The sequence below is a fragment of the Actinacidiphila guanduensis genome, from assembly GCF_900103985.1.
GTDB classification, from domain to species: domain Bacteria; phylum Actinomycetota; class Actinomycetes; order Streptomycetales; family Streptomycetaceae; genus Actinacidiphila; species Actinacidiphila guanduensis.
Genome location: NZ_FNIE01000028.1, coordinates 43,162 through 62,468 on the forward strand (window position 1 = coordinate 43,162; position 19,307 = coordinate 62,468).

At 70.3% G+C, this 19,307-nt stretch carries 16 protein-coding genes and 3 pseudogenes; 10 read left to right on the plus strand and 9 right to left on the minus strand.

What is annotated here, in order from left to right:
* Positions 1 to 128: 128 nt before the first annotated feature.
* Positions 129 to 971: a helix-turn-helix transcriptional regulator gene (locus tag BLR33_RS33645; protein WP_093788741.1), complete on the minus strand. Its 843-nt coding sequence runs from the start codon at positions 969 to 971 to the stop codon at positions 129 to 131.
* Positions 972 to 1,329: 358 nt separating this feature from the next.
* Between BLR33_RS33645 and BLR33_RS35520 the strand changes: the two genes are divergently transcribed.
* The 3 genes from BLR33_RS35520 to BLR33_RS33660 are packed head-to-tail and all read left to right on the plus strand — an operon-like array spanning position 1,330 to position 4,212.
* Entirely contained in the window at positions 1,330 to 1,869 is a 540-nt protein-coding gene (locus BLR33_RS35520; RefSeq protein ID WP_245771848.1) for a regulator component, read from the plus strand.
* A complete protein-coding gene (locus BLR33_RS33655) occupies positions 1,866 to 3,044 on the plus strand; it encodes an MAB_1171c family putative transporter (RefSeq protein WP_093788743.1) in 1,179 nt (392 codons plus the stop codon). The genes BLR33_RS35520 and BLR33_RS33655 overlap by 4 nt, the downstream gene beginning before the upstream one ends.
* A 4-nt stretch (positions 3,045 to 3,048) precedes the next feature.
* Complete coding sequence (locus BLR33_RS33660) at positions 3,049 to 4,212, plus strand: cytochrome P450 family protein (protein ID WP_093788745.1); 1,164 nt, start codon at positions 3,049 to 3,051, stop codon at positions 4,210 to 4,212.
* Between the two features lie 11 nt (positions 4,213 to 4,223).
* Here the strand turns inward: BLR33_RS33660 and BLR33_RS33665 are convergent, their stop codons facing one another.
* Positions 4,224 to 5,357, minus strand: a complete 1,134-nt coding sequence (locus BLR33_RS33665) for a hypothetical protein (RefSeq protein WP_093788775.1) — start codon at positions 5,355 to 5,357, stop codon at positions 4,224 to 4,226.
* Between the two features lie 88 nt (positions 5,358 to 5,445).
* A complete protein-coding gene (gene fxlM, locus BLR33_RS33670) occupies positions 5,446 to 7,155 on the minus strand; it encodes a methyltransferase, FxLD system (protein ID WP_245771849.1) in 1,710 nt (569 codons plus the stop codon).
* A gap of 45 nt (positions 7,156 to 7,200) precedes the next feature.
* Here fxlM and BLR33_RS33675 point away from each other — a divergent pair, with 45 nt between their 5' ends.
* From BLR33_RS33675 to BLR33_RS33695, 5 genes and pseudogenes are all read left to right on the plus strand, one after another.
* Positions 7,201 to 7,788 carry a DnaB-like helicase N-terminal domain-containing protein gene (locus BLR33_RS33675; RefSeq protein WP_176930771.1) on the plus strand — a complete coding sequence of 196 codons (588 nt, stop codon included), beginning with the start codon at positions 7,201 to 7,203 and terminating at the stop codon, positions 7,786 to 7,788.
* Between the two features lie 163 nt (positions 7,789 to 7,951).
* Positions 7,952 to 8,722: a hypothetical protein gene (locus BLR33_RS33680; RefSeq protein WP_093788777.1), complete on the plus strand. Its 771-nt coding sequence runs from the start codon at positions 7,952 to 7,954 to the stop codon at positions 8,720 to 8,722.
* Positions 8,723 to 9,219: 497 nt separating this feature from the next.
* A pseudogene (locus BLR33_RS33685) lies at positions 9,220 to 9,441 on the plus strand (hypothetical protein).
* A 190-nt stretch (positions 9,442 to 9,631) separates the two neighbouring features.
* Positions 9,632 to 10,779, plus strand: a pseudogene (locus tag BLR33_RS33690) (AAA family ATPase).
* Positions 10,776 to 12,578, plus strand: coding sequence for a vWA domain-containing protein (locus BLR33_RS33695; protein WP_093788749.1), 1,803 nt, complete (start codon positions 10,776 to 10,778; stop codon positions 12,576 to 12,578). Before BLR33_RS33690 ends, BLR33_RS33695 begins: the two are co-directional and overlap by 4 nt.
* Before the next feature lie 324 nt (positions 12,579 to 12,902).
* Here BLR33_RS33695 and BLR33_RS33700 read toward each other — a convergent pair whose 3' ends face one another.
* The 5 genes and pseudogenes from BLR33_RS33700 to BLR33_RS33720 form a co-directional block, all read right to left on the minus strand.
* Positions 12,903 to 13,712, minus strand: coding sequence for a family 1 encapsulin nanocompartment shell protein (locus BLR33_RS33700; RefSeq protein ID WP_093788751.1), 810 nt, complete (start codon positions 13,710 to 13,712; stop codon positions 12,903 to 12,905).
* A 16-nt stretch (positions 13,713 to 13,728) separates the two neighbouring features.
* Positions 13,729 to 14,043, minus strand: coding sequence for a Dyp-type peroxidase domain-containing protein (locus BLR33_RS37250; protein WP_143031812.1), 315 nt, complete (start codon positions 14,041 to 14,043; stop codon positions 13,729 to 13,731).
* Positions 14,003 to 14,338: pseudogene (locus BLR33_RS37255) on the minus strand (hypothetical protein); the annotation flags it as partial. The pseudogene BLR33_RS37255 and the gene BLR33_RS37250, both read right to left, overlap by 41 nt.
* A 239-nt stretch (positions 14,339 to 14,577) precedes the next feature.
* The gene (locus tag BLR33_RS33715) at positions 14,578 to 15,639 is read right to left on the minus strand and encodes an SDR family oxidoreductase (protein WP_093788757.1); all 1,062 of its coding nucleotides are present in this window, start codon (positions 15,637 to 15,639) and stop codon (positions 14,578 to 14,580) included.
* A gap of 104 nt (positions 15,640 to 15,743) precedes the next feature.
* Positions 15,744 to 16,475 (minus strand): TetR-like C-terminal domain-containing protein, encoded by a 732-nt coding sequence (locus tag BLR33_RS33720; RefSeq protein WP_245771851.1) that lies wholly within the window; start codon positions 16,473 to 16,475, stop codon positions 15,744 to 15,746.
* Between the two features lie 572 nt (positions 16,476 to 17,047).
* On the opposite strand from BLR33_RS33720, the gene BLR33_RS33725 reads away from it, so the two are divergent.
* On the plus strand, positions 17,048 to 17,950 hold the full coding sequence (locus BLR33_RS33725; protein WP_093788761.1) for a TIGR03619 family F420-dependent LLM class oxidoreductase: 903 nt from the start codon (positions 17,048 to 17,050) through the stop codon (positions 17,948 to 17,950).
* A gap of 380 nt (positions 17,951 to 18,330) precedes the next feature.
* Positions 18,331 to 18,543 (plus strand): IS110 family transposase, encoded by a 213-nt coding sequence (locus tag BLR33_RS34910; protein WP_143031813.1) that lies wholly within the window; start codon positions 18,331 to 18,333, stop codon positions 18,541 to 18,543.
* A gap of 43 nt (positions 18,544 to 18,586) precedes the next feature.
* Here BLR33_RS34910 and BLR33_RS33730 read toward each other — a convergent pair whose 3' ends face one another.
* Complete coding sequence (locus BLR33_RS33730) at positions 18,587 to 19,282, minus strand: TetR/AcrR family transcriptional regulator (protein ID WP_093788763.1); 696 nt, start codon at positions 19,280 to 19,282, stop codon at positions 18,587 to 18,589.
* Positions 19,283 to 19,307 lie beyond the last annotated feature (25 nt).

Sequence of the window (19,307 nt, forward strand, 5' to 3'; positions counted from 1 at the left end):
CCCCGGCGGCGAGCCGACCGACGTCTACTGGGACGCCATCGGCCGCATCATCCGCGAGGACCCGCCACCCAAGGGCCGCCGACGCTGAGATCGGCCAGCCCTTCACCCGCTGGTCGAGCACTAGCCGATCAGGCGCCGGCCCAGCCTGGGCCCTCGTCCATCAGCACGATCACGCGGAGCCGGTCGCTTCGCGCGGGCCGCAGGCTGACGGTGCGGACAGCGACTTCGCGCCCTCGGTGATAGGGCAGCTTGAGCCGACGCAGGGCACCGTCACCATGGTCGACCATTTCCCGTCGGTCCCAGATCCTCCGCGCGGCCGGGGACCCCGCGAGGATGTCCCGCTCCAGGCGCCGCAGAGCCTCGCTGTCCGGGTGGTTGGCTCGCTCGTACCGGAGCTGCCCGAGGTAGGGGCGCGCCCAGTCCTGCTCCCAGTCGACGAGTTGCTCGTGGGCCTCGGGGCTGAGAAACGTCCACCGCATCTGGTTGGCCTCACGCACCGCCCCGGGGAACCACAGTCGTGCGGCCTCATTGTGGCCGACCATGTTCCAGGCCACGTCAGTCACCACAGCGGGGTCGGGCGCCTGATTGTCGATGAACCGCTGGAGCACCTCGTCCATCTCCGCGGCCGCGTCCGCCTCCGGCACAGCGGCAAGCGCCGGCGGACGCCCCACAGCTCGCACGTAGAGCGCGTGTCGCTCCGCGCGGCTCAGCCGCAACGCCGCCGCGACACGGTCGAGGAAGTCGGCAGAGTAGCCGGCTTCCCTGCCCTGCTCCAGCGAGCCGTACCAACGCGCACTCACTCCGGCCAGCCGCGCCACGTCACTGTGCGTCAGGCCCTCGCCGCGTCGTCCGTGCAGAGGAAGGCCGGGGAAAGTCCGCGGGTCGGCGCGCCTGCGCCACGAACGCAGCAGCTCAGGCAGGGACTCACCCCCGGGATCGTCGTTGTCGCCCTGGCCGCCCCGGGAGTCCATGAAGTGAGACTAGATCGCGTGACCAGGTGATTTGGGTCACGACGCGCCCTGAGTAACCGTCAAAGGATCATGAAGCAATCGCTCGGCGTAGTCAGACATGACGGCGGGTCGACACTCCACCTGCACGTGTCGGCCACCGCAACCCCCCGTCCCCACAAGAGATCGCCGAAGGGACGTCGCGATGAACGCCCCACACGCCCCAAGTACCCCAGGTGGCACGCTTCGTGGGTTGATGACCTTCCGTAACTGGAACTGCGAGTTCCAGGAAGCGTGAGTGCCAGCTACCCCTTGGCATCCTCGTGCCATCACCACGAGCACGTCGATGCACAGCCCAGGCCGAGGGGGGACTGCTTTGCCTTTGCCGGAATCCGACGAGGGTGGAATACGCAAATGGTGTGAGGAACAGGTCGACCGCCTGCGACTTCCCCATCGCTTCAGTACGCGCGAATTGCGTGATGCCATCACAGCGCTTCGCGGCAAGCCCATCGTGCTGAAACCCTTGAAGACGCTCGGCGCCGTCGACGCACCATGCGGCATCCGGCTGGAGACGCCGACGGTCGACCTCCTCTTCTACGAGGAGGGCACGTCTGTCCACCACCAGCGGCACATCCTCACCCATGAGCTGTGCCACGTGTACTGCGACCATCCCGGCAGCCTGGAGGTCGACGCGGAAGCCGCGCGTGCCCTCGGGGTGAATCCCACGCTGGTGATGCGCATGTCGGGACGCACGAGCTATTCGACGGCCGACGAACTTGAAGCGGAAACGATGGCGACGATTATCCGTCAGCGCATCTACCGCGGACGAGAAACCCCTGCCCGCCAGCCCGGAAGAGGGTCGGACAGCTGGGACGCACTGTTCTCCCAACCCATCAAGAAAGGCCGGTTCCGCTCACGATGAACGCCGTTTTCCTTGGCATGGCCTGCCTGCTCGCGGCTGCTGCCGGCTACTGGGTCCTCGGCCGCGGTACGCCTCGGCCCACAGGCACCTGGGCCACGGGCGCGCTCCTCGGCTCGTTCGCCCTGGCCTTCGCCTCCTACTCGCCGCTGGTCGAGAACGCCGTCGAGACGGTCGTGCCGCACGTGGCCCGGCTACTGAGCAACTGCGCCTCGCTGGCCGCGGCCACCGCCGTCCTGGCGGTGTCCTTCCAGCTCAACCTCGAACCCGCCGAGGCCCGGCGCCGCATCCGGCTGCGCCTGGTCCTCTTCGCCGCCTCAGCTCTCGGGATGACGGTGCTGTTCGCCTACGAGCAGATGACCCACCGCTCACCGCAGGTGTACGCGCTCTACCTGCTCCTGTTCATCTCCTACCTCGGCTTCGCCATCGTCGACTTCGCCCAGCAGGCTGTGCGGCAGTCGCAATCGGCCCGCCGCAGCAGCGTCCGGATCGGCCTGCGCCTCGCAGCTGCCGGCTGCGCCTTCGCCCTGGTGTACACCGCGTACAAACTGACCGTCCTGGTCTCCCTGGGCCTCGGCTTCCACCTCATCCACGACCACACCGAATGCTCCTCGCTGGTCGCCACGCCCTGCGTCTTCAGCGTGACGTCCCCCGCCCTGGCGGTGCTGTTGATCTGCATCGGCCTGACGCTGCCCGCCGTGGTCTACCCCATCAGTCAGGCCCGCCGCCACCGCTGGGAGACGCGCTCCTTCGACGCTCTCGGCCCGCTCTGGCAGGACCTGTCAGCCGCCATGCCGGAGATCGTGCTGCCCGCCGCACCCCTCCAGGACAAGGCGGCCGACGCGGACTTCCTGCTCCAGCGGCGGGTCGTCGAGATCAGCGACGGGATCCTCGCCCTTCGCCCCTACCGCTCCCAGCAGGTCCTTGAGACCGTCCAACGAACCACCGGCGCTGGGCCGCAGGAGAAGGCCGCGATCGTCGAGGCCGCCATGGTGAAAGCAGCACTGGCAGCGAGGATGGCCGGCCGCCTCGCCGAGAACGTCGCCCCGCCGTCGGCGGAAGCCGCCTCCCGCAAGGACCTGCGCGGGGAGACCCAGTGGCTCCTCCAGGTAGCCGACGCCTACGCGCACCACTCTGCGCGTGTCGCCGACGACGACCAGACACCCGTTGGAGCCTGAGCACATGCCCGAACCCACTCACGACCCCTACGCCGCATACGCGGCCATGCGCTCCGCGTGCCCGGTCCAGGCCGTGCCCACCGGCTCGGGCGGGCACACCAGCTACCTGGTTCTCGGCTACGAGGAAGCCCGTCAGGCCCTGGCAGACCCGCAGCTGTCGAAAGACACCGCCGCCTTCTTCGCCGACAAAGGCTCACGCCGGCGACTCCACCCGGCGGTCGCACACAACATGCTGGCCACCGATCCGCCCCGGCACACCCGGCTCCGCAAGCTGGTGACCAAGGCGTTCACCACCGGCGCCATCGCACGCTTGCGCCCGTTCATCGCCCAGACGACCGATGGCCTGCTGGACCGGTGGCCCGTGGGCGAGCAAGTCGACCTCGTCGCCGACCTGGCCGTCCCCCTGCCGGTCATCGTGATCTGCGAACTGCTCGGCGTCCCAGAGTCCGATCGGCCCGACATCCGGCAATGGTCCGGTGAGCTGTTCGCCGCCGGAGAGCCCGACCTCATCGACGCGGCCTCGCACTCCTTGGCCGAGTACATGACCGGGCTCATCGCAGCCAAGCGCACACGGCCTGGCGACTCGCTCCTCGACCATCTCATCGCGGCACGCGATGGCGAAGACCACCTCAGCGAGGACGAGTTGGTCTCCCTGGCGGTGCTGTTGCTGGTCGCCGGCCACGAGACCACGACCAACTTCCTCGGCAACGCCGCCCTGGCGCTCCTCCAGCACCCCGCCGAGCTGGAACGCCTGCGCAGCAACCCGGAGCGCATCCCGGCCGCCCTCGACGAGCTGCTGCGCTTCGACTCACCTGTCAGCACAGCCACGTTCCGGTACACCACCAAGGCCCTCACGATCGGCGCCACCGAGATCCCGGCGGATGTCCCTGTGCTGGTCGCTCTCGGAGCCGCCAACCGCGACCCGCGGCGGTTCCCGGCACCGGACCTGCTCGACCTCGAGCGCGACGCCGCCGGCCATCTCGCCTTCGGCCACGGCATCCACCGCTGCGTCGGCGCCGCCCTCGCCAGAGCCGAAGCGGACATCGCCCTGCGAGGGATCCTGAGCCGCTTCCCCCAGCTCAGACTCGCCGTGCCGACCGACCAACTCGAGTGGCGCCGCACCCGCCTAGTGCGCGGACTGGTCTCCCTCCCTGTCAGGACTCGCTAGCTGGTCGGGCGTTACACCTCCACGTGCGCGCCGGTCCCTTCCGACTGCGGGTGGGGGTGTCCGACGCTGTCCCGGATCACCTTGTCGGCGATCCGCAGGGCCTTCGTCAACTGCGTGGCGCGGGGCTCTGGGAGGGTGCCGCTTCGCAGTGCGCACGCGCGGACGAGTTCGCGGGCCACTTGGGCCTGATGGGGCGTAACGAGGGCGGTGAAGCTGGGGTCGGCCAGGCATTCGCGGGCGACGTAGCCGTCGGTCGCCGTGACGGTCCTGCGGTGTAGTTCTTCGGCCATCTGGTGCGCCGCGTCGTCTTGGTGTGGGTCGAGCAGGTCGAGGATGGTGAGGCCGAGCCGGGTGTCGAACACGGTTGTGCCGCGCTCGGGTTGGTGCTTGATGTAGCCGTCGACCAGCGCGTCGAGGAGCGGGCTGACCGGGCGGAGTAGGGCACGGTTGCACATCACGCCGAGGCAGCCGGTGACAGCGCTCTCCCAGGGCTCGCCGGGAGCCGTCTCGGCGACGAGCGCGGCGGCGTCGGCAGGGTTGCGGTTGAGCGTCGCGAGGACGGCGACTTGGCGGCCGTCGAGCATCCGCTGCCCGACGCCCCGGTGCCCTTCGATGTGGGCCAGTGCCTCCGCCCAGCGGCCGGCGGTGGTCAGGGTGCGGGTCCCGTCGGCGAGGAGGACGCGCCACAGCCAGGCACGCACCTCGTGGCGGTCGGTGTCGCTGAGGGTGAGGTCGGCCGGCACGTGGACTCCCTCGAACTGAGCGCTGGTGCCGGTGGTGACGGCCTCGTAGAGCCTGAGCAGACGGTGGCGGCCGTCGTCCCGGTGGCCCGCACGGATCTGGAGTCTGGCGAGGTTCACCACGGGTTCGAGGGCGCGGATCGCGGTCATCGCGGGCAAGGGGGCGGCGTGGAGGTATGCGGCGGCGTGCTGGTGGCACATCTTCCGCGCGAGGTCGGGCATGGCGAGGTCGGAGGCGAGGAGCGCGGCTTGGTTGTAGACCGCGGAGGCCATGCCCTGGTCAGCGTTACTGGCTGCGGCGTCGGCGAGTTCGGCCAGGGCGTTCACGCGCTGTGGGAGGGGCAGGCATGCGGGCCGGAACCGGGAGATGAGCGGGAAGCGGGCTATGGGTCCGTTCGGGTCCATCAGGTCCCCCTCGGAGGTGAGGAAGGCGAGGAGTGCGCGGGGCCGGGTGGGGTGCCGGCCGGTCGGCGGGCACCCCACAGCCGGATGGTTACTGCCAGGTGACGAGGATGCGGTTCAGCGGTGTGTCGAGGACGAAGGTTCCGGGCCGTCGCTCGACCGCGGGGCCGTCGAGCGGCAGGATCTCGAACGTCGCCTCGCGGTCCCGGTACTCGCGGTCCCAGGTGCGGATGGCGTTGGCGACCTTGGCGGCCAGGTCGTCGCTGCCGGGGCCGTGGCCGATGACGCCGAACTCCCAGAGCCTGCCTCCCTCGGGGGTCGTCCGGTCGGAGAGGCGGCGGGCGAGGTAGGTGGCCGCGCCCTTCTCCACGGCGGCCGTGGCCGAGGGGTAGGGGTCGTCGGTGAGCACCGTGCCCTTGGCGGTCTGGGGGAAGAGCATCCGGATCAGGCCGCTGGGCAGGGAGCAGGAGACGAACAGCTCCATCCACTCGGGGCTCTCCATGGCGCGGACCGTCATCCCGGTCCACTCCTCGACGCGCGGCTGGTCCAGGACGCCGGCCAGGGAGTCGGCGTCGATTGCCAGGCCGGCCGGGGCCTGGAGTCGAACGGCGCCGTCCGCGCTGAGCGGGATGACGCGGCGGTCGTCGTCCGCGATGCCCCGGCGCAGCGGCATGAACGTGTTCATCTCCGAGCCGAGGGACACCCACCGGCCGTCGCGCCTCTCGTAGACGATGGAGCGCGAGACACTGCCCGTGAGGCGCTGCGGGGTGACGAGCCGTCCGCCGTCGGCGAGTTGGTCGAGCCAGGCGTGGGGGATGCCGTGCGCGCCGACGGTGGCGATGATCCTGTCGTACGGGGCGCCTTCGGCGTGGCCGAGGGCGCCGTCGCGGGTCACGGCCGTGACGTTGGTGACGCCGGCGGCGGTGAGGTGGGCGCGGGTGCCTTCGACCAGGTCGTCATCGACGTCGATGGTGGTGACGTGGCCGGTCGGCCCGACGAGGTGGCCGATCAGGGCGGCGTTGTAGCCGGTGCCGGCGCCGAGTTCGAGGATGCGCTCGCCGGGCTGGGCTTCGAGTTGGTCCAGCATGAGGGCGACGACGCCGGGTTGGGAGGCGCAGGAGATCGACGTGCCGTCGGTGTCGTACTTGATGTTGACCGGGCTGTTGGCGTAGGCGTCGGCCAGTGAGGCGTCGGGGACGAACGCGTGGCGGGGGACGGCGCGCAGGGCGGCTTCGACGGCGGGGATGCGGGCGTGGCCGCCGGCCCGGATCTGGTCCACCAGGGCGTTGCGGAGCTGTTCGGCGTCGGCCTGGAGTGTGTCGGTGTTCACCGCGCTGACGCTATCGGCCGCGGATCCCGGTCCTGCTGCTGGCGCGGTGATGTCACTCGATCCCATGACTGCCTTTCGTGCGATGTGGGACATGGCGTGCTGGACTTCGGATGGCAGACCGGCACGGTTGGCGTGGAAGATCACGTGGTGCGCGATGACGGCGCGTAGTCCGCGGGTCAGGCCGCCATGGGCGGCGAGGTAGGCGAGGGTCCTTCCGGCGCGCTCGAAGGCGGCGATCCATTCGGCGTGGCCGTCGAGCGGACCGCCCTCGCGGCACAGGCTGCGGGCCTCGGTGGTCATCAAGGTGCGCATCGCCGAAACGAGCGCGGCGGAGCGCTCGGGCGCGAGGAGGTCGGTCCCGGGGCGTAGCTCGGCGACCTTGGCCCACACATCGCCCTGCTCGAACCAGTGGAGGCCGCCGGCGCGCATCAGGCTGCTCATCAGCAGGACGGCGGTCTCGCTGCGCCCCAAGTGACCGGGTCCGGGTGGGTAGTTGAGGAGGCGGCGGCTGTCCTCGTGGAACAACCCGGACCCGTCCCCAAAGCAGTCCCGGCGGCAGCCACCGAAGCGCCGGCCGAGGAGGACCTCGACGCCGAACGCCTCCTACTCGCCGCCGCAACCGCCCACCCCGAAGACCTCGCCCACCTGAACTGGCTGCGCCCCGAGGACTTCCGCGTACCCCTGCACCAGGGCCTGTACCGGTGCCTGACCGCCATGGTCCGAAACGGCGACCCCATCGACCCCATCACCCTGCTGTGGAAAGCCCAGCAGCACGCCCTCCTGAACGGCACCGACCCCACCCACGTCCTGAACCTCCTCCGCCACCCCGCAGGCTCCGCCGAGCACTGGGCCGAACACCTCTACACCCGCGCCCTGCTCACCACCGCCCACACCGCCGCACACGAGATCACCGCCCTCACCCACAACCCCGCACACGCCCCCCACCACCTCATCCCCGCCGCCCGACGCGCCCTCGCCCCCCTCACCCGCATACGCACCCGCCGACGCGCACCCCCACCCACCACCGCGTCCCCGCCCGCCGCCGCTGCCGTGCCGCGTTCCCCAGCGCTGACCACCAGCACGCCCTCCCGCACCGCCCGATGACCGCTCACCGCCGAACGGACCGACGGACCGACGGAGGGAGAGAAGAAGCAGCCCCGCGCCCGAGAAGGTCGTGACGTGCACCCGCTCGCGCCGGGGCCCGCTGCCCCGGCGTATCGCCGTAACCCCACTGCGGCGGCGCCGAATTCCACAGAAAGGTCTCCTACTGGCCCCCACCGCTCCGGCAGCCGCCGGCGGCCACCGTCCCGGCCCGGGCCCGGCCAGCACGCAGTTTCCCGAAGTCGATTTCCACCTCGCCGACTTCGGCCCAGACGACCAGGTCAACCACGCCTTCGACGAACACATTGCGGCCGACCAGGACTACCTCGTTGCCCTCGCCGAGCATCACACCGCGGACGGGCACAGCTACTACGTTCTGTGCGACGAGTCCGCCACCTACGATCGCCCAGGGACGCCCGAGATCGTCGCGCTGCATCTTCGCCGGGACCGGGACAACAAGACGTTCGACTTCGAGTACATGCGGCTGCCGCTGCCCGCGATGGCGCAATCCTGGCTCGTCCACCGGGGCTGCCCGCCCGACGCCATCGGCCTCGACCCCGGCCTGGGCCCGCCGCCGGCGGACGAGGCCACCCGGTCGCTGGAGCAGCGCCTCGCCGGCGACGGCGACCACTTCGCCCTGGGCTACTCCTACACCAGCGACAACCCTGGCGACCGGGTGATCGTTGTGGCCCTGCGCGCCCTGGACGAGCCGGCGCCGTCGCCGTTCCGCGTTCTGGTCCACGAGATCGATGCCGAAACCTGGACGCACACCCTGCGCGAGGGCGGCTTCGACACGATGCACGAAGCCCTCCAGTGGTGCCGCGACCGTCTCGCCGACAGGGCCGGCCCCCTCCCGCCCGTCCGCCCAGCGGCAGTCAACCGCCCGGCCGGTGTGCCGAAGGCCCCCGACATACGTCCGCCCGGCCGCGCGCGCTGAGCACTCCCGGGCCCCGCACCGCCGAGTCCCGCACCCCAGGACACGGCCGGCACCGGCCACCCAAACTCCCCACGTCCCGAAGGAAACATCACGGAGGAATCCTGACCGCGCATCCCCTCGACTCCGTCAGCAACGTCAAGGCCAGCGCCGCGGCCGTGCACGAACTCGCCGGCCACCTCACCACAGTCGGCACCGATCAGCTCGCCCCACTCCTGGAACACCTCCTGCAGGACGGCGGCCTGCTCCACGCCGCCCATCGGCTTGTCGCCCGTGCCCGCACGGCGGTCGGACCCTGCCTCGACGAGCCTGACCCCGGCCAGGACTCCGCCCCCGCGGACACGCTCATGCACGCCCTGGCCAGGATCGACGAGGACCTGAAGGGCCTGACCGACTGCCGCAGGGAAGCGCTCGAAGCCCTGTCGGCGACCCGCACCCTCGTCGTCCCCTCGGCTGTCCACGAGGCGGCGTCGCCGGCAGACCGCGCAGCCCAGCCATTCGTGGCAATCCGGCACGCCAGCACCGGCGAGATCACCACTACCGGCTACAACGCCGCCGCCCGGCGGATCCTGCTCCAGGCCGGCTTCGAGGAGACTCCTGGCTGAGCCTGCCCGCCGACGGAAACCGGCACGGACCGCAGCCGCGGGCCTGCTCGGCAGCCGACGAGCTGCTCGCTGCCGGCAACCGCGTGCCTGCGGGCCGGGCACCCGGCCGGCCGGTGAACACAGGCGGCACGGCCCTTCTGGGCATGCCCCCACAGACCCGCGACAAGACCTCCCCGCCGAGGCCGCCCGCCGCGCCTGCATTGCCAATCCCGCCCGCACGCCGTCTCGTTGAAGGACGCTCGTTCTGACCACACCCGTACCGCCCGCCACTCCAGCGCGCACCAAAGGCGGCGAACTTCGGGCCAAGGTGGCCCGGCTACTGGCCGACCGGCCTGCGGACAAACTCACCATCGGGGACATGGCCAGGCAGCTGGGCCACTCCCACGGTGCGGTCCGCAACGCCGCCCTGACCCTGGCGAAACGCGGCGAAGCCGACCAGCACGGCACCGGACAGCCGCAGTTCCGCGCGAACGCGAAGACCGCCGCAGCCGCGCAAGCAGCAGTGATCAGCCCACCGGGAACCCACTCTCCCCGCGCCCAAACGGCCACGCCCCGCACCCGCGCTACCGCAGCGAACACGCCCCAGCAGGGCGGCCCGATCCGCCGCGCGGGCGGCCAGCTCTACCACCCCCGGGAACTGGCCGACCTGCCCGACGTCGAGGCGCTGAACCGTCTACGCGACGCCGACGTGCCTGTGCTGCTCTACGGTCCCCCGGGAACCGGCAGACGTCCCTGGTGGAGGCCGCGTTCCCCGACCTGATCACCGTCGCCGGCGACGGCGACACCACGGTCGGCGACCTGATCGGCGAGTACACGCAAGGAGACAGCGGGGGCTACACGTTCCAGTACGGTCCGCTGGTCGCCGCGATGACCGAGGGCCGGGCCCTGCTGATCGACGACGCCACCTTGATCTCGCCGAAGGTGCTGGCCGCTCTCTACCCGGCCATGGACGGGCGCCGCCAGATCCAGGTCAAGGCCCACAAGGGCGAGACCATCAAGGCCGAGCCGGGCTTCTACGTGGTGGCAGGCCACAACCCGGGCGTGCACGGCGCCGTTTTGACCGAGGCGCTCGCGAGCCGGTTCAGCGTGCAGGTCCAGGTCGGCACGGACTACGATCTCGCCTTGGCCCTGCGGATCGATGCCCGGGTGGTCCGTGTCGCCAGGCATCTCGCGAGGCAGGTGGAACTCGGCGAGACGGGCTGGGCACCGCAGCTGCGGGAGCTGCTCAGTTACCAGAAGACCGAGGCCGTCCTCGGTACCAGGGCCGCGCTCGCGAACTTGATCGGCATCGCTCCTGTGGAGGACCGCGACGCCGTCGCCGAGGCGGTCGGGAAGATTGTCGGCGTCGGCCAGGTCGCGCCCCTGACCCTGGGCCGGCAGTTGTCCGCTGCGAGCGCGTCGGCCGCCCGGCAGCACCCGGGCAGCGCCGGAGCTGGGCGCCGGAGCTCGCGATGAGCGCCCGTCACCACGTCCAGTCCTCCGCCGCCGCGCGCGAGGACGCCGTCGACCTCGCGCGCTGGGACGACGACGGAGCCCCGCCCCCACAGTCCCGCTCCTCCCCGGCCGCATGGCTGCGCGTAGGAGCCGAACTCGGCGACCGCCTCGTCGCCCTCTCCGGCCGCCAGGACCAGCTCGTCACCTGCCGCCCCGGCACCCGCAGCCGCGCACCAGCTGCCTACCTCCCCGGCTCGGCGGAGATCGAGTTCGACGCCGGCCTGTTCGCACCTCTCCAACCCCAGCAGGTCCGTCCCCGGATCGTGGGCGACGAGGAGCACTATCCCGCCGCCTGGGGAGTGCTCGTCCACGAGGCCGCACATGCCGCCCACTCCGTGTGGGAGCAACCGGCAGGCGCGGAACCCCAAGTTGTCGAGGCCGCGCTCCTGCTGGAGGAGAGCCGTGTCGAGAGCGCCCATCTGACCAGACGGCCCACCGATCGCACCTACCTGCGCACCAGTGCCCGCACCCTGATCATGCCCGACATCGCGAACCCCGCCTTCCACGGCGTCGAGCACGCTGCCGGCGTGGCGGCCCTGATACTCGGACGCCGGGACGCCGGCATCCTGGACGCCGGCGAGACCAAAGCCGTCGCCGATCTGTGCGAAAGGATCCTGGGCACCGACCTGTTGGCCACCCTCACCGGCATCTGGACCGCGGCCCACCGGTGCGCCGACCACGACGCCGCCACCATGCTCGCGCACGCACAGGACTGGTGCGACGCCCTCAACGCGGCTGCCCCCAAACTGCCCGCCGCGCCGCAAGACCTCACCGATCTGCTGTCCGGCGCCGTGGCGGTCGTCATGGACAACATGGCCGCCAACGACGCGGCCGACCTCGCCGCACACACCGCCGCCAGCGACGCCGCGGCCGCGCGGTCCCGGGCCAAGGCCCAAGACCGCGCCCAACAGGCCGACCGGCGACGCAAGGCCGCCGCCACCGCCACGTCGGTCTTCAACCCACACGGCACCACCGTCAGCCCCGACGGCACACCGGCGCCCTCCAGCAACCCGATCACCGGCCACCGCCAGCCCACCACCGCCGAGCAGAGCGCCGCCGCGCGCCTGAGCCGCGCCCTTCGCGCCGCCGCCTACCGCGAACGCACCGAGGAACGGACCACCAGCCCCACCCCGCCCGGCCGCCTCAACATGCGCCAAGCCCTCGCCCGCGACGCCCAGCGCGCCGCCGGCTCGATCCCCACAGCACAGCCCTTCACCCACACCCGCCGCCGCAACTCCCCCACCCCACCACTACGCGTAGGCATCGCCGTCGACGTCTCCAGCTCCATGAGCGCCGCGTGCAAACCCGTCGCATCCGCCGCCTGGATCGTGGCCCGCGCAGCCACCCTGACCGACCCCGACTCCCGCACCGCCACCATCGCCTACGACATGAACCTGACCGCACTGACCCGACCCACCCACCACGCACCAGACCGCGTGACAACGTTCAAAGCCAACGGCGGCAACCACAACCTCGGCAACGCCATCGACGCACTCGACCACGGCCTCGACCTCAGCCGCCCCGGCACCGGCCGCCTCCTCGTCATCGTCACCGACGCCCAGTACACCCGCGACGAAACCGCACGAGCCGTCACCCGCATCAAACACCTCACCACCGCCGGCTGCGCCGTACTCCAGCTCACCCTCACCCCGAACTCCCGCCACCTACCCGGGACCACCCCACTCCACCTGCCCCAGCCCTCCAACGCCACCGCCGCCATCGCCAAAGCCGCCACCGACGCCATCCGCAGAACACGCTAGAACGCCACACGACCACGATGAACAGACGCGGAAGCCCCCTATCCGGCAACGCCCCCTCCCCGAACCAACTCAAGTTCGAGTGACGGCGTGTTCACCTGCGGCAGACAACCCGCACCTCCCTCGACGGGACTTTGCGATCCAAGCCCCGTGTCCGACGCCGCGACGGCGTGCGGCACAGCTCATCGAGCCAAGCAGCCCGGCAGCCGCCGGACGACCCCCTGCACTCACTACCGGCAGACCCCTTCGCGCCACCCGCTGACCGCGCACCGCCAACAAACGGGAAGGGAGCATCGCCCGCGTAGTCGGCGTCGATGTCCGCGATCCCTACAACTGGCCGCCGGGACGGAGGGCGACCGCGGCTTCCGAGGTGTGCACCAGGAACGTCAGCGTCTCCTGGAAGTAGAGCTGCACGGACGTGGCGTCGTGGTTCAGGTAGCCGATCGAGAGGTCCTGCCCGATGCGCAGCTCGAAGTCGCCGCCCCGGGTGGCCAGCAGGAACGCTCCGTCGATCGCCGGCGCCCAAATGATGTCGCCCTCCAGCAGGCGCCGCAGGTGCTCGATCAGCGGGTAGCCGTGGTCGCTGGTCTCGCTCACCGCGGTGTATGAGTCCGCGCTCAGCACCAGCGAGTAGGCCCCGTCCACGCCCGCCAGGCGCAGCACGGTGACGGCCTGGGCGACCGCGTCCGGGTAGTCGCGGACGTCGGCGGGCAAGGTCAGCTCGGCGTTGGACGAGGCCGCCCGGATGCCCTCGATGCCGGCTGCCGGGTAACCCTCGAAGACCGCCAGGTCCTCGGCGAATGCCAACTGCTTGGCGGCGTCCTTCACCGGCTGCCAGTCGGCATCCTGAGCGCCGCGCTCCACGTCGTCCACCTGCGCCCGGTCCACCGTGAACGGCACTCGCAGCTCGATCACCGGCTGCGAGCGGCGAGCGTGCGCGATCACGCCGTCGGCGGGCGGCGCCAGCGGGTCCCGGTGACCGGTGGCGACCGCGGCCAGCTCGAGGCCGCCGGGCTCCGGCACATCCACGACCCGGCGCGCGGCCACGTGGCGCTTGAAGGTGCGGGTCGCCTCGGCCTCCAGGTCGGCCCAAGCCGAGGCGGAGATAGGGGCCAGCTCGCGGTGCAGATTGTTCACTGAAGGCTGCTCCTGTTCAGATTGCCGATGCAGAGACCGCCGTCGGCGGGCCGGGGAGCGCGATGCTTTCCGGCGAGGTGGTGGCCGCCGGGACCCTGGAGAGAGCCGGCATGTCATCCAGGAAGTCGGCCGATGGCGTGAAGAAAAGGGTGACAGTGACGGGCGTGGAGGAGCCCAGGATTCGGTCGCGGCTCGTCCCCGCCGTGCCCAGGAAGCTGTTGCGCAGCATCCGCGCGGAGAGGTCCGGGGTGCGGGCGCACCCGATGAAGTAAGTGCCGAACTTCGCCGCGGCCGGGGCTGCCGAACCGCATGTTGTCGCGGAGGATGTCATGCTCACCACCGTACGGATTGGTGTTCATGTTGAACGTCACGCGCGAACCGTCCGCGTGCGGCTCGATGCTGGTCTGCTCGGTGTGGCCGAGGATCCGCTCCTGCGTCTCGGCCGCGAGCATGTTCCAACCTTCCAGGTCGTGCAGGTACTTCTGGACGATCACATAGCTGCCGCCGGCGTGCTGCGGGGCCTCGGCGCCCACCACCACCGCATGCACGGCCCCTGCCCGGTAGGATTCTCGGTGCCGTCCACGAAGCCCGGCAGGTCCCGCGCATCGACGTACTTGAAGCCCCACTCCTCATCCTGCAGCGTCATCAAGCAGAGCAGCTGCAGGATGATCTCGGTGGCCCGGAGTGGCGAAACACAGGTCAGTCGCGTGGCGCGCAGGTGGTGGAACAGGTCGCCGGGAGGGGCCGAATGCTGGGCCCCAAGCGGGACGAACGGGTGCAGGCCAGCCAGGCGCGGTTTGGTCGAACAGAAGCTCCCAGGCGTCAGAACCCACCCGGGCCACCACGCCGCGTGGTCCGTCTCTGACTAGGAGTTGGTGGTTGTCGGAACCGGCGGGGCCGGGTGCGCAGAGGCGGGGGCCGGGACGATGCCGGTCTCGACGAGGCTGGTGGCCGTGTCGACCACCGTGTCGCGCAAGGGGCGCATGGTCCAACCGAGTTCATTGTGCGCTTTCTGCGCGCTGACACTCACGGGATGTCCGGCCAGGAACCGGACCTGCCGCATCTCGCTGTTGAACGGTGCCGCCAGCCGGATCAGCCAGGAAGGCATCTTGCCGGTCGGCACACGGAACCCGAGCCCGTCGAAGTTCTCGGCCAGGATGCGGGCGACCTCTTGCATCCAGGTATTGTCGCCTGCGCAGATGTAGCGGTTGCCGGCGGCGCCGGGCACCTCCATCGCCAGCCGGTGCGCCACGGCGAGGTCCCGCACGTCGACTACGGCGAGCCCGATGGGCGGCGAGGCGGGCACCTCTCGTGCGAGGAGCCGGCGGACCAGGTTCACCGACGTCCCGACCGGTGCGTGCCGGACCGGACCGAGCACGAACCCTGGGTTGACGACGACAAGTTCGAAGCCTCCCCCGTCCGGCAGGGTCGCCGCGAAGTCCCACGCGGCGCGTTCGGCGAGGGTTTTGCTCTTCTCGTACGCCGGAATCGCGTCCACCACTGACCAGTCGGCCTCGGTGAAGACCTTATGGTCATCAGGATGCCCGGAGGCGATAGCAGCCACAGACGACGTCAGCACTACGCGGCGGACCGTGCCGCTGTCCGCGGCGGCGCGCAGTACCCGCAGGGTGCCGTCGACGGCCGGGCGGATCACGTCGGCTTCGTCTTTCGGCATGGCAGCCGGGAAGGGCGAGGCGACGTGCAGGACAAAAGCGCAGCCCTCCATTGCCTCTGCCCATCCGGCGTCGGAGGACAGATCCGCCGGCATCACCTCCACGTCGCCGAGCTCGCGGAGACGGGCGGACTTCTCCGGATCGCCGGAATCCCTCACCGTGGTCCGCACGGAGTATCCGTGATCAAGCAGTTCCGTCACACAGTATCCGGCGACGAAACCGGATCCGCCGGTCACCAGAACGCGGTCCGCCATGACGACGGCCCCCTCACTGAGCAGAGTCCATACATTGATGTGAACACCGTACACATTGACATCCCGTGCGTCAACCGATCTCCAGCACTCAGGACATGCGGACGTCAATCCCCGGCCCGTCCAGGAACCTCATCAACCGAGGTACATGCAAGTCCGTCCACGATCATGCGGAAGGTGCGGTCGATCGCAGCATCCTGAACCTGCTGGGGCAGATGGCGAAGGGGGCCGTCGAGCAGGAGGACGGCGATGCCATGGACAGTGGCCCAGACCGCCACATCCGCCCCGGGACGTGCCCCGGACGGCATGCGCCCGGTGTCCACCAGGGCGTCGACCAGCGAGCCGAGCAGCTGGAACGCCTCGTCGCCGACCATGCCAGGATCGCCTTTGACAGGTGGCGGCTCGGCAGCAGTGCGACGGAATGCGGTGGCGAAGCAACCGGGTTCAGCGCGGGCGAACTCGACGTAGGCGCGGCATCCGGCCTTGAACCGCGCGACAGCGGTCTCTCCTGGATCGCTCCCTTGCGGCACCGCCGCCAGTGCAGCGCGCATCCGCTGGGCCAGCATGCTGAGCGCACGGTGCTTGACCTGCTCCAACAGGTCCTGCTGGCTCGCGAAATGGCGGTAGGCCGCGGCGGCCGACACCCGGGCCCGTCGGGCGGCCTCACGGAGCACGACGGCGTCGGGCCCGCCGCCGCGGGCGAGCTCGACACCAGCCTCCTCCAGAGCGCTTGCCAGGTTCCCGTGGTGGTACGACGCGCGGCGCCCATCGGCATTCATGAACCCATTCTGCCCCCAGCTGACAGTGTCGACATGAGGCGGCAGGTTCGTCCACGCCACACGGTGAGCATCGGTGACAGAAGCTACAAACCCACCCCGCGGAAGACCCGAATACGCCGCCGGCTACCGCTCCTGCCTTGGCACCCAAGCCCCCACGTTTCAGCGGCACGACCGCTCAGGCCGGCGAATGGACGCGCCCAACGGATGGACCCGGCTGACGGAACTGCCGTTCGCACAGTGATGTTCGCGCAGACGGGCGGCGAGGAAGCGAAGATGCGAGCTGGACAAGTCCGGTGACGGGTGGACAAGTGCGTAAAGCCTCTGGTGGTACGGGTGATCTTGTTCGTGAACCCGTCTGCCAGGGGCTTCATTCGTCTGTCACGCCGACTGCTCGACCACTGAGGCAAGTTGAAAGGAGCCGGTAACTTGAAACTTGAAGTAACCAGGGGTTATCGTCATGCGTGGTTCCTCTGGCCCGCAACGCACGTCCGGGCCGTCGCCGGCTCGGTCCTGCCTCGGTGTGCGCGAGCTGCGATGCCGTGCGTGAATCGGGGTTCATATGACCCGCGGTCCAGCAGGATTCATCAGCGGCGACAGATCCGGCTGCGCCCCTCTTACAAGGACACCCACACATGCGCATTGGCTTCGCGCTTCCTCAGTTCCACACCCAGGCGGACGAAATTGACCGGACGGCCGAGTTCGCTCGAACCGTCGAGGACGCCGGCGCGGACAGCCTCTGGGTCGGCGACCGCAATCTGGCGGCCGTGCGCCCGAAGATCGGCTACGGAGGCCAGGGCGACACCATCCCGGCCGAACTGAACGCCGCCGCGGACCCGTTCGTTCTGCTGAGTGTCGCGGCGAGCGCGACGCAGCGCGTCCTGCTCGGCTCTCACGTCCTGATCGCGCCGCTCTACCCGCCGGTCCAGCTCGGCCGCCTGCTCACGAGCATCGACCGGATCAGCAACGGGCGGCTGCTGCCGGGCTTCGGCATCGGCTGGTCCCCCGAGGAGTACGAGGCCACCGGCTACGAGTTCCACACCCGTGGCGCGCGCATGGAGGAGACGCTTGACGCGCTGGAAGCCATTTGGACCACCGACCCGGCCCAGTACCAGGGTCGCCACCTCTTCGTTCCCGCCCACCACGCACCGCTGAAGCCCATTCGCCGACCGCGGCCCCCGTTCTACCTCGGGGCGATGTCGGAGCCCGCGCTGCGCCGGGTAGGCCGGCGTGGCGACGGATGGCTGCCACTGTGCGTCGTGCCCAGTTGGCTGGACATCGACGGCCTGGTGGGGCAACGAGCCCTTGTCGACCAGAGCGCGCGCGAGGCTGGGCGTGACCCGTCCTCGATCGACACCGTGCTGCGGGTCAACGTGGACACCGGCACGTCGAACGAGACCGTGGCGGAAGCCCTCAAGGCCGTCCACGAGCACAGCGGCATCGACCACTTCATGGTGGACACTCTGTACGCGGTGCCGGACGTCGACGCGGCGATCTCCACCGCCGCCGAGATCGTCCGGCTCGCCAGGAAGGGCTGACCTCACCCGAACCGAGGTGTGACCCCCTCCGCTCTATCGGACGGGATCACACCTCGGTGCGGCGGGCGGCCGGACGTGGGCACCGGCGGAGCAGGCAAACGCCCCGCCCGCAGCTGAGCCCACGGCGGTGTCCGGGACCGCAGCGTTCGGCAAGTTCGAGCAGGTCCTGGCCGGCCAGGGTTCGTCACCGGCCTGGCCACGCTCGACGCGCCGCCCAATTTCCGGGCTGTCTGCTGACGGCTGTGGCCAGGACTTGCACTCCACAGCGACTCTCCTCGGCATAGTGGCCTCTGCCCCAGCGATCCTGTACGAGTCCAATGACGAGACGACTGTGCTCGAGCTGATTCGGCGATGTCCTTGAACTGGCCGAGGGCGAGCCGGTGACCTGGGCCGTAGACCTGAACGCGGGTGGCGCCGCAGTGCTGATCGCGCTCCTGACCGCCCACAGGCTAAAAATCCCTCGACATCCCCGGCCGGACAAGGTCGCCGTCGACCTGTGGATCTTCATCGCCCGCCGCTTCGACCTCGCTGCCAACCGCACCCGCGCGATCAACCGGCTGGCGCCCAACTCCTGGAATACTTCCCGCTTATGACTCGTCCGCCCCGGGGCGCCACCGCGACGGTCGAGGGGTCGGCTCAAGCACTGCCAGCCGGGCGTGGTCGCTCCTGGTCGGTCGCCGACAACCGGCGTAGGTGAGCCAGGTCGCCCACGAGGTGGGTCAAAGTGCGCTCGTCCTCCGGCCAGGGGACCGAGAGCAGGTTGGCGCGGAGCCCGGCGTAGCCGTGCAGGGCAGACCAGACCGCGAGGGCGTCGGCGAAGGCGTCGGCACTGTCGGACAGGCCGGCGTCGATGCAGCCCTGGATCCCGGACACGAGATTGTGGAACAGCCGCGCGCCGGACTGCGACTCCCACTGGAACGGCTTCGGCGTGCGCAGTCCGGGCTTCGGACTCGGTCCGAGCGTGGTCGTGAACAGCAGGGTGTAGAGCTGGGGTGAGTTCGTGGCGTAGCCCAGGTAGGCACGGCAGCCGGCAAGGAGCGATCCGACCGGGTCGGACTCCTCGGTCATGGCTCGATCGGTGATGTCCGCCATCTCGGTGAAGCCCCGGTCGGCGATGGCGTCGAGGATCTCCTCGCGGTCGGCGAAGTGGCTGTAGATCGAGGTGGTGGCGATTCCGACGTCGCGGGCGACGGCTCGCAGGGTGATGGCCTCGGGTCCGCCGGCCACGAGCAGCCGCGTGGCCGCGTCGAGGATGTCGCCGCGCAGTTTCGAGCCCTCGCCTCGCTTGTTGCGGGGCCGGTCCCCGCTGGGTGGGGTCCTGGTCACCGTCATTCGTGGTCGCCCTCCCTCATGTCGT

Excerpts from the sequence above, each read along its gene's own strand:
- BLR33_RS33645 (WP_093788741.1), bottom strand. The coding sequence starts at position 971 with ATGGACTCCCGGGGCGGCCAGGGCGACAACGACGATCCCGGGGGTGAG.
- BLR33_RS33655 (WP_093788743.1), top strand. The coding sequence starts at position 1,866 with ATGAACGCCGTTTTCCTTGGCATGGCCTGCCTGCTCGCGGCTGCTGCC.
- BLR33_RS33660 (WP_093788745.1), top strand. The coding sequence starts at position 3,049 with ATGCCCGAACCCACTCACGACCCCTACGCCGCATACGCGGCCATGCGC.
- BLR33_RS33665 (WP_093788775.1), bottom strand. The coding sequence starts at position 5,357 with ATGGACCCGAACGGACCCATAGCCCGCTTCCCGCTCATCTCCCGGTTC.
- BLR33_RS33695 (WP_093788749.1), top strand. The coding sequence starts at position 10,776 with ATGAGCGCCCGTCACCACGTCCAGTCCTCCGCCGCCGCGCGCGAGGAC.
- BLR33_RS37250 (WP_143031812.1), bottom strand. The coding sequence starts at position 14,043 with ATGACATCCTCCGCGACAACATGCGGTTCGGCAGCCCCGGCCGCGGCG.
- BLR33_RS33715 (WP_093788757.1), bottom strand. The coding sequence starts at position 15,639 with ATGGCGGACCGCGTTCTGGTGACCGGCGGATCCGGTTTCGTCGCCGGA.
- BLR33_RS33725 (WP_093788761.1), top strand. The coding sequence starts at position 17,048 with ATGCGCATTGGCTTCGCGCTTCCTCAGTTCCACACCCAGGCGGACGAA.
- BLR33_RS33730 (WP_093788763.1), bottom strand. The coding sequence starts at position 19,282 with ATGACGGTGACCAGGACCCCACCCAGCGGGGACCGGCCCCGCAACAAG.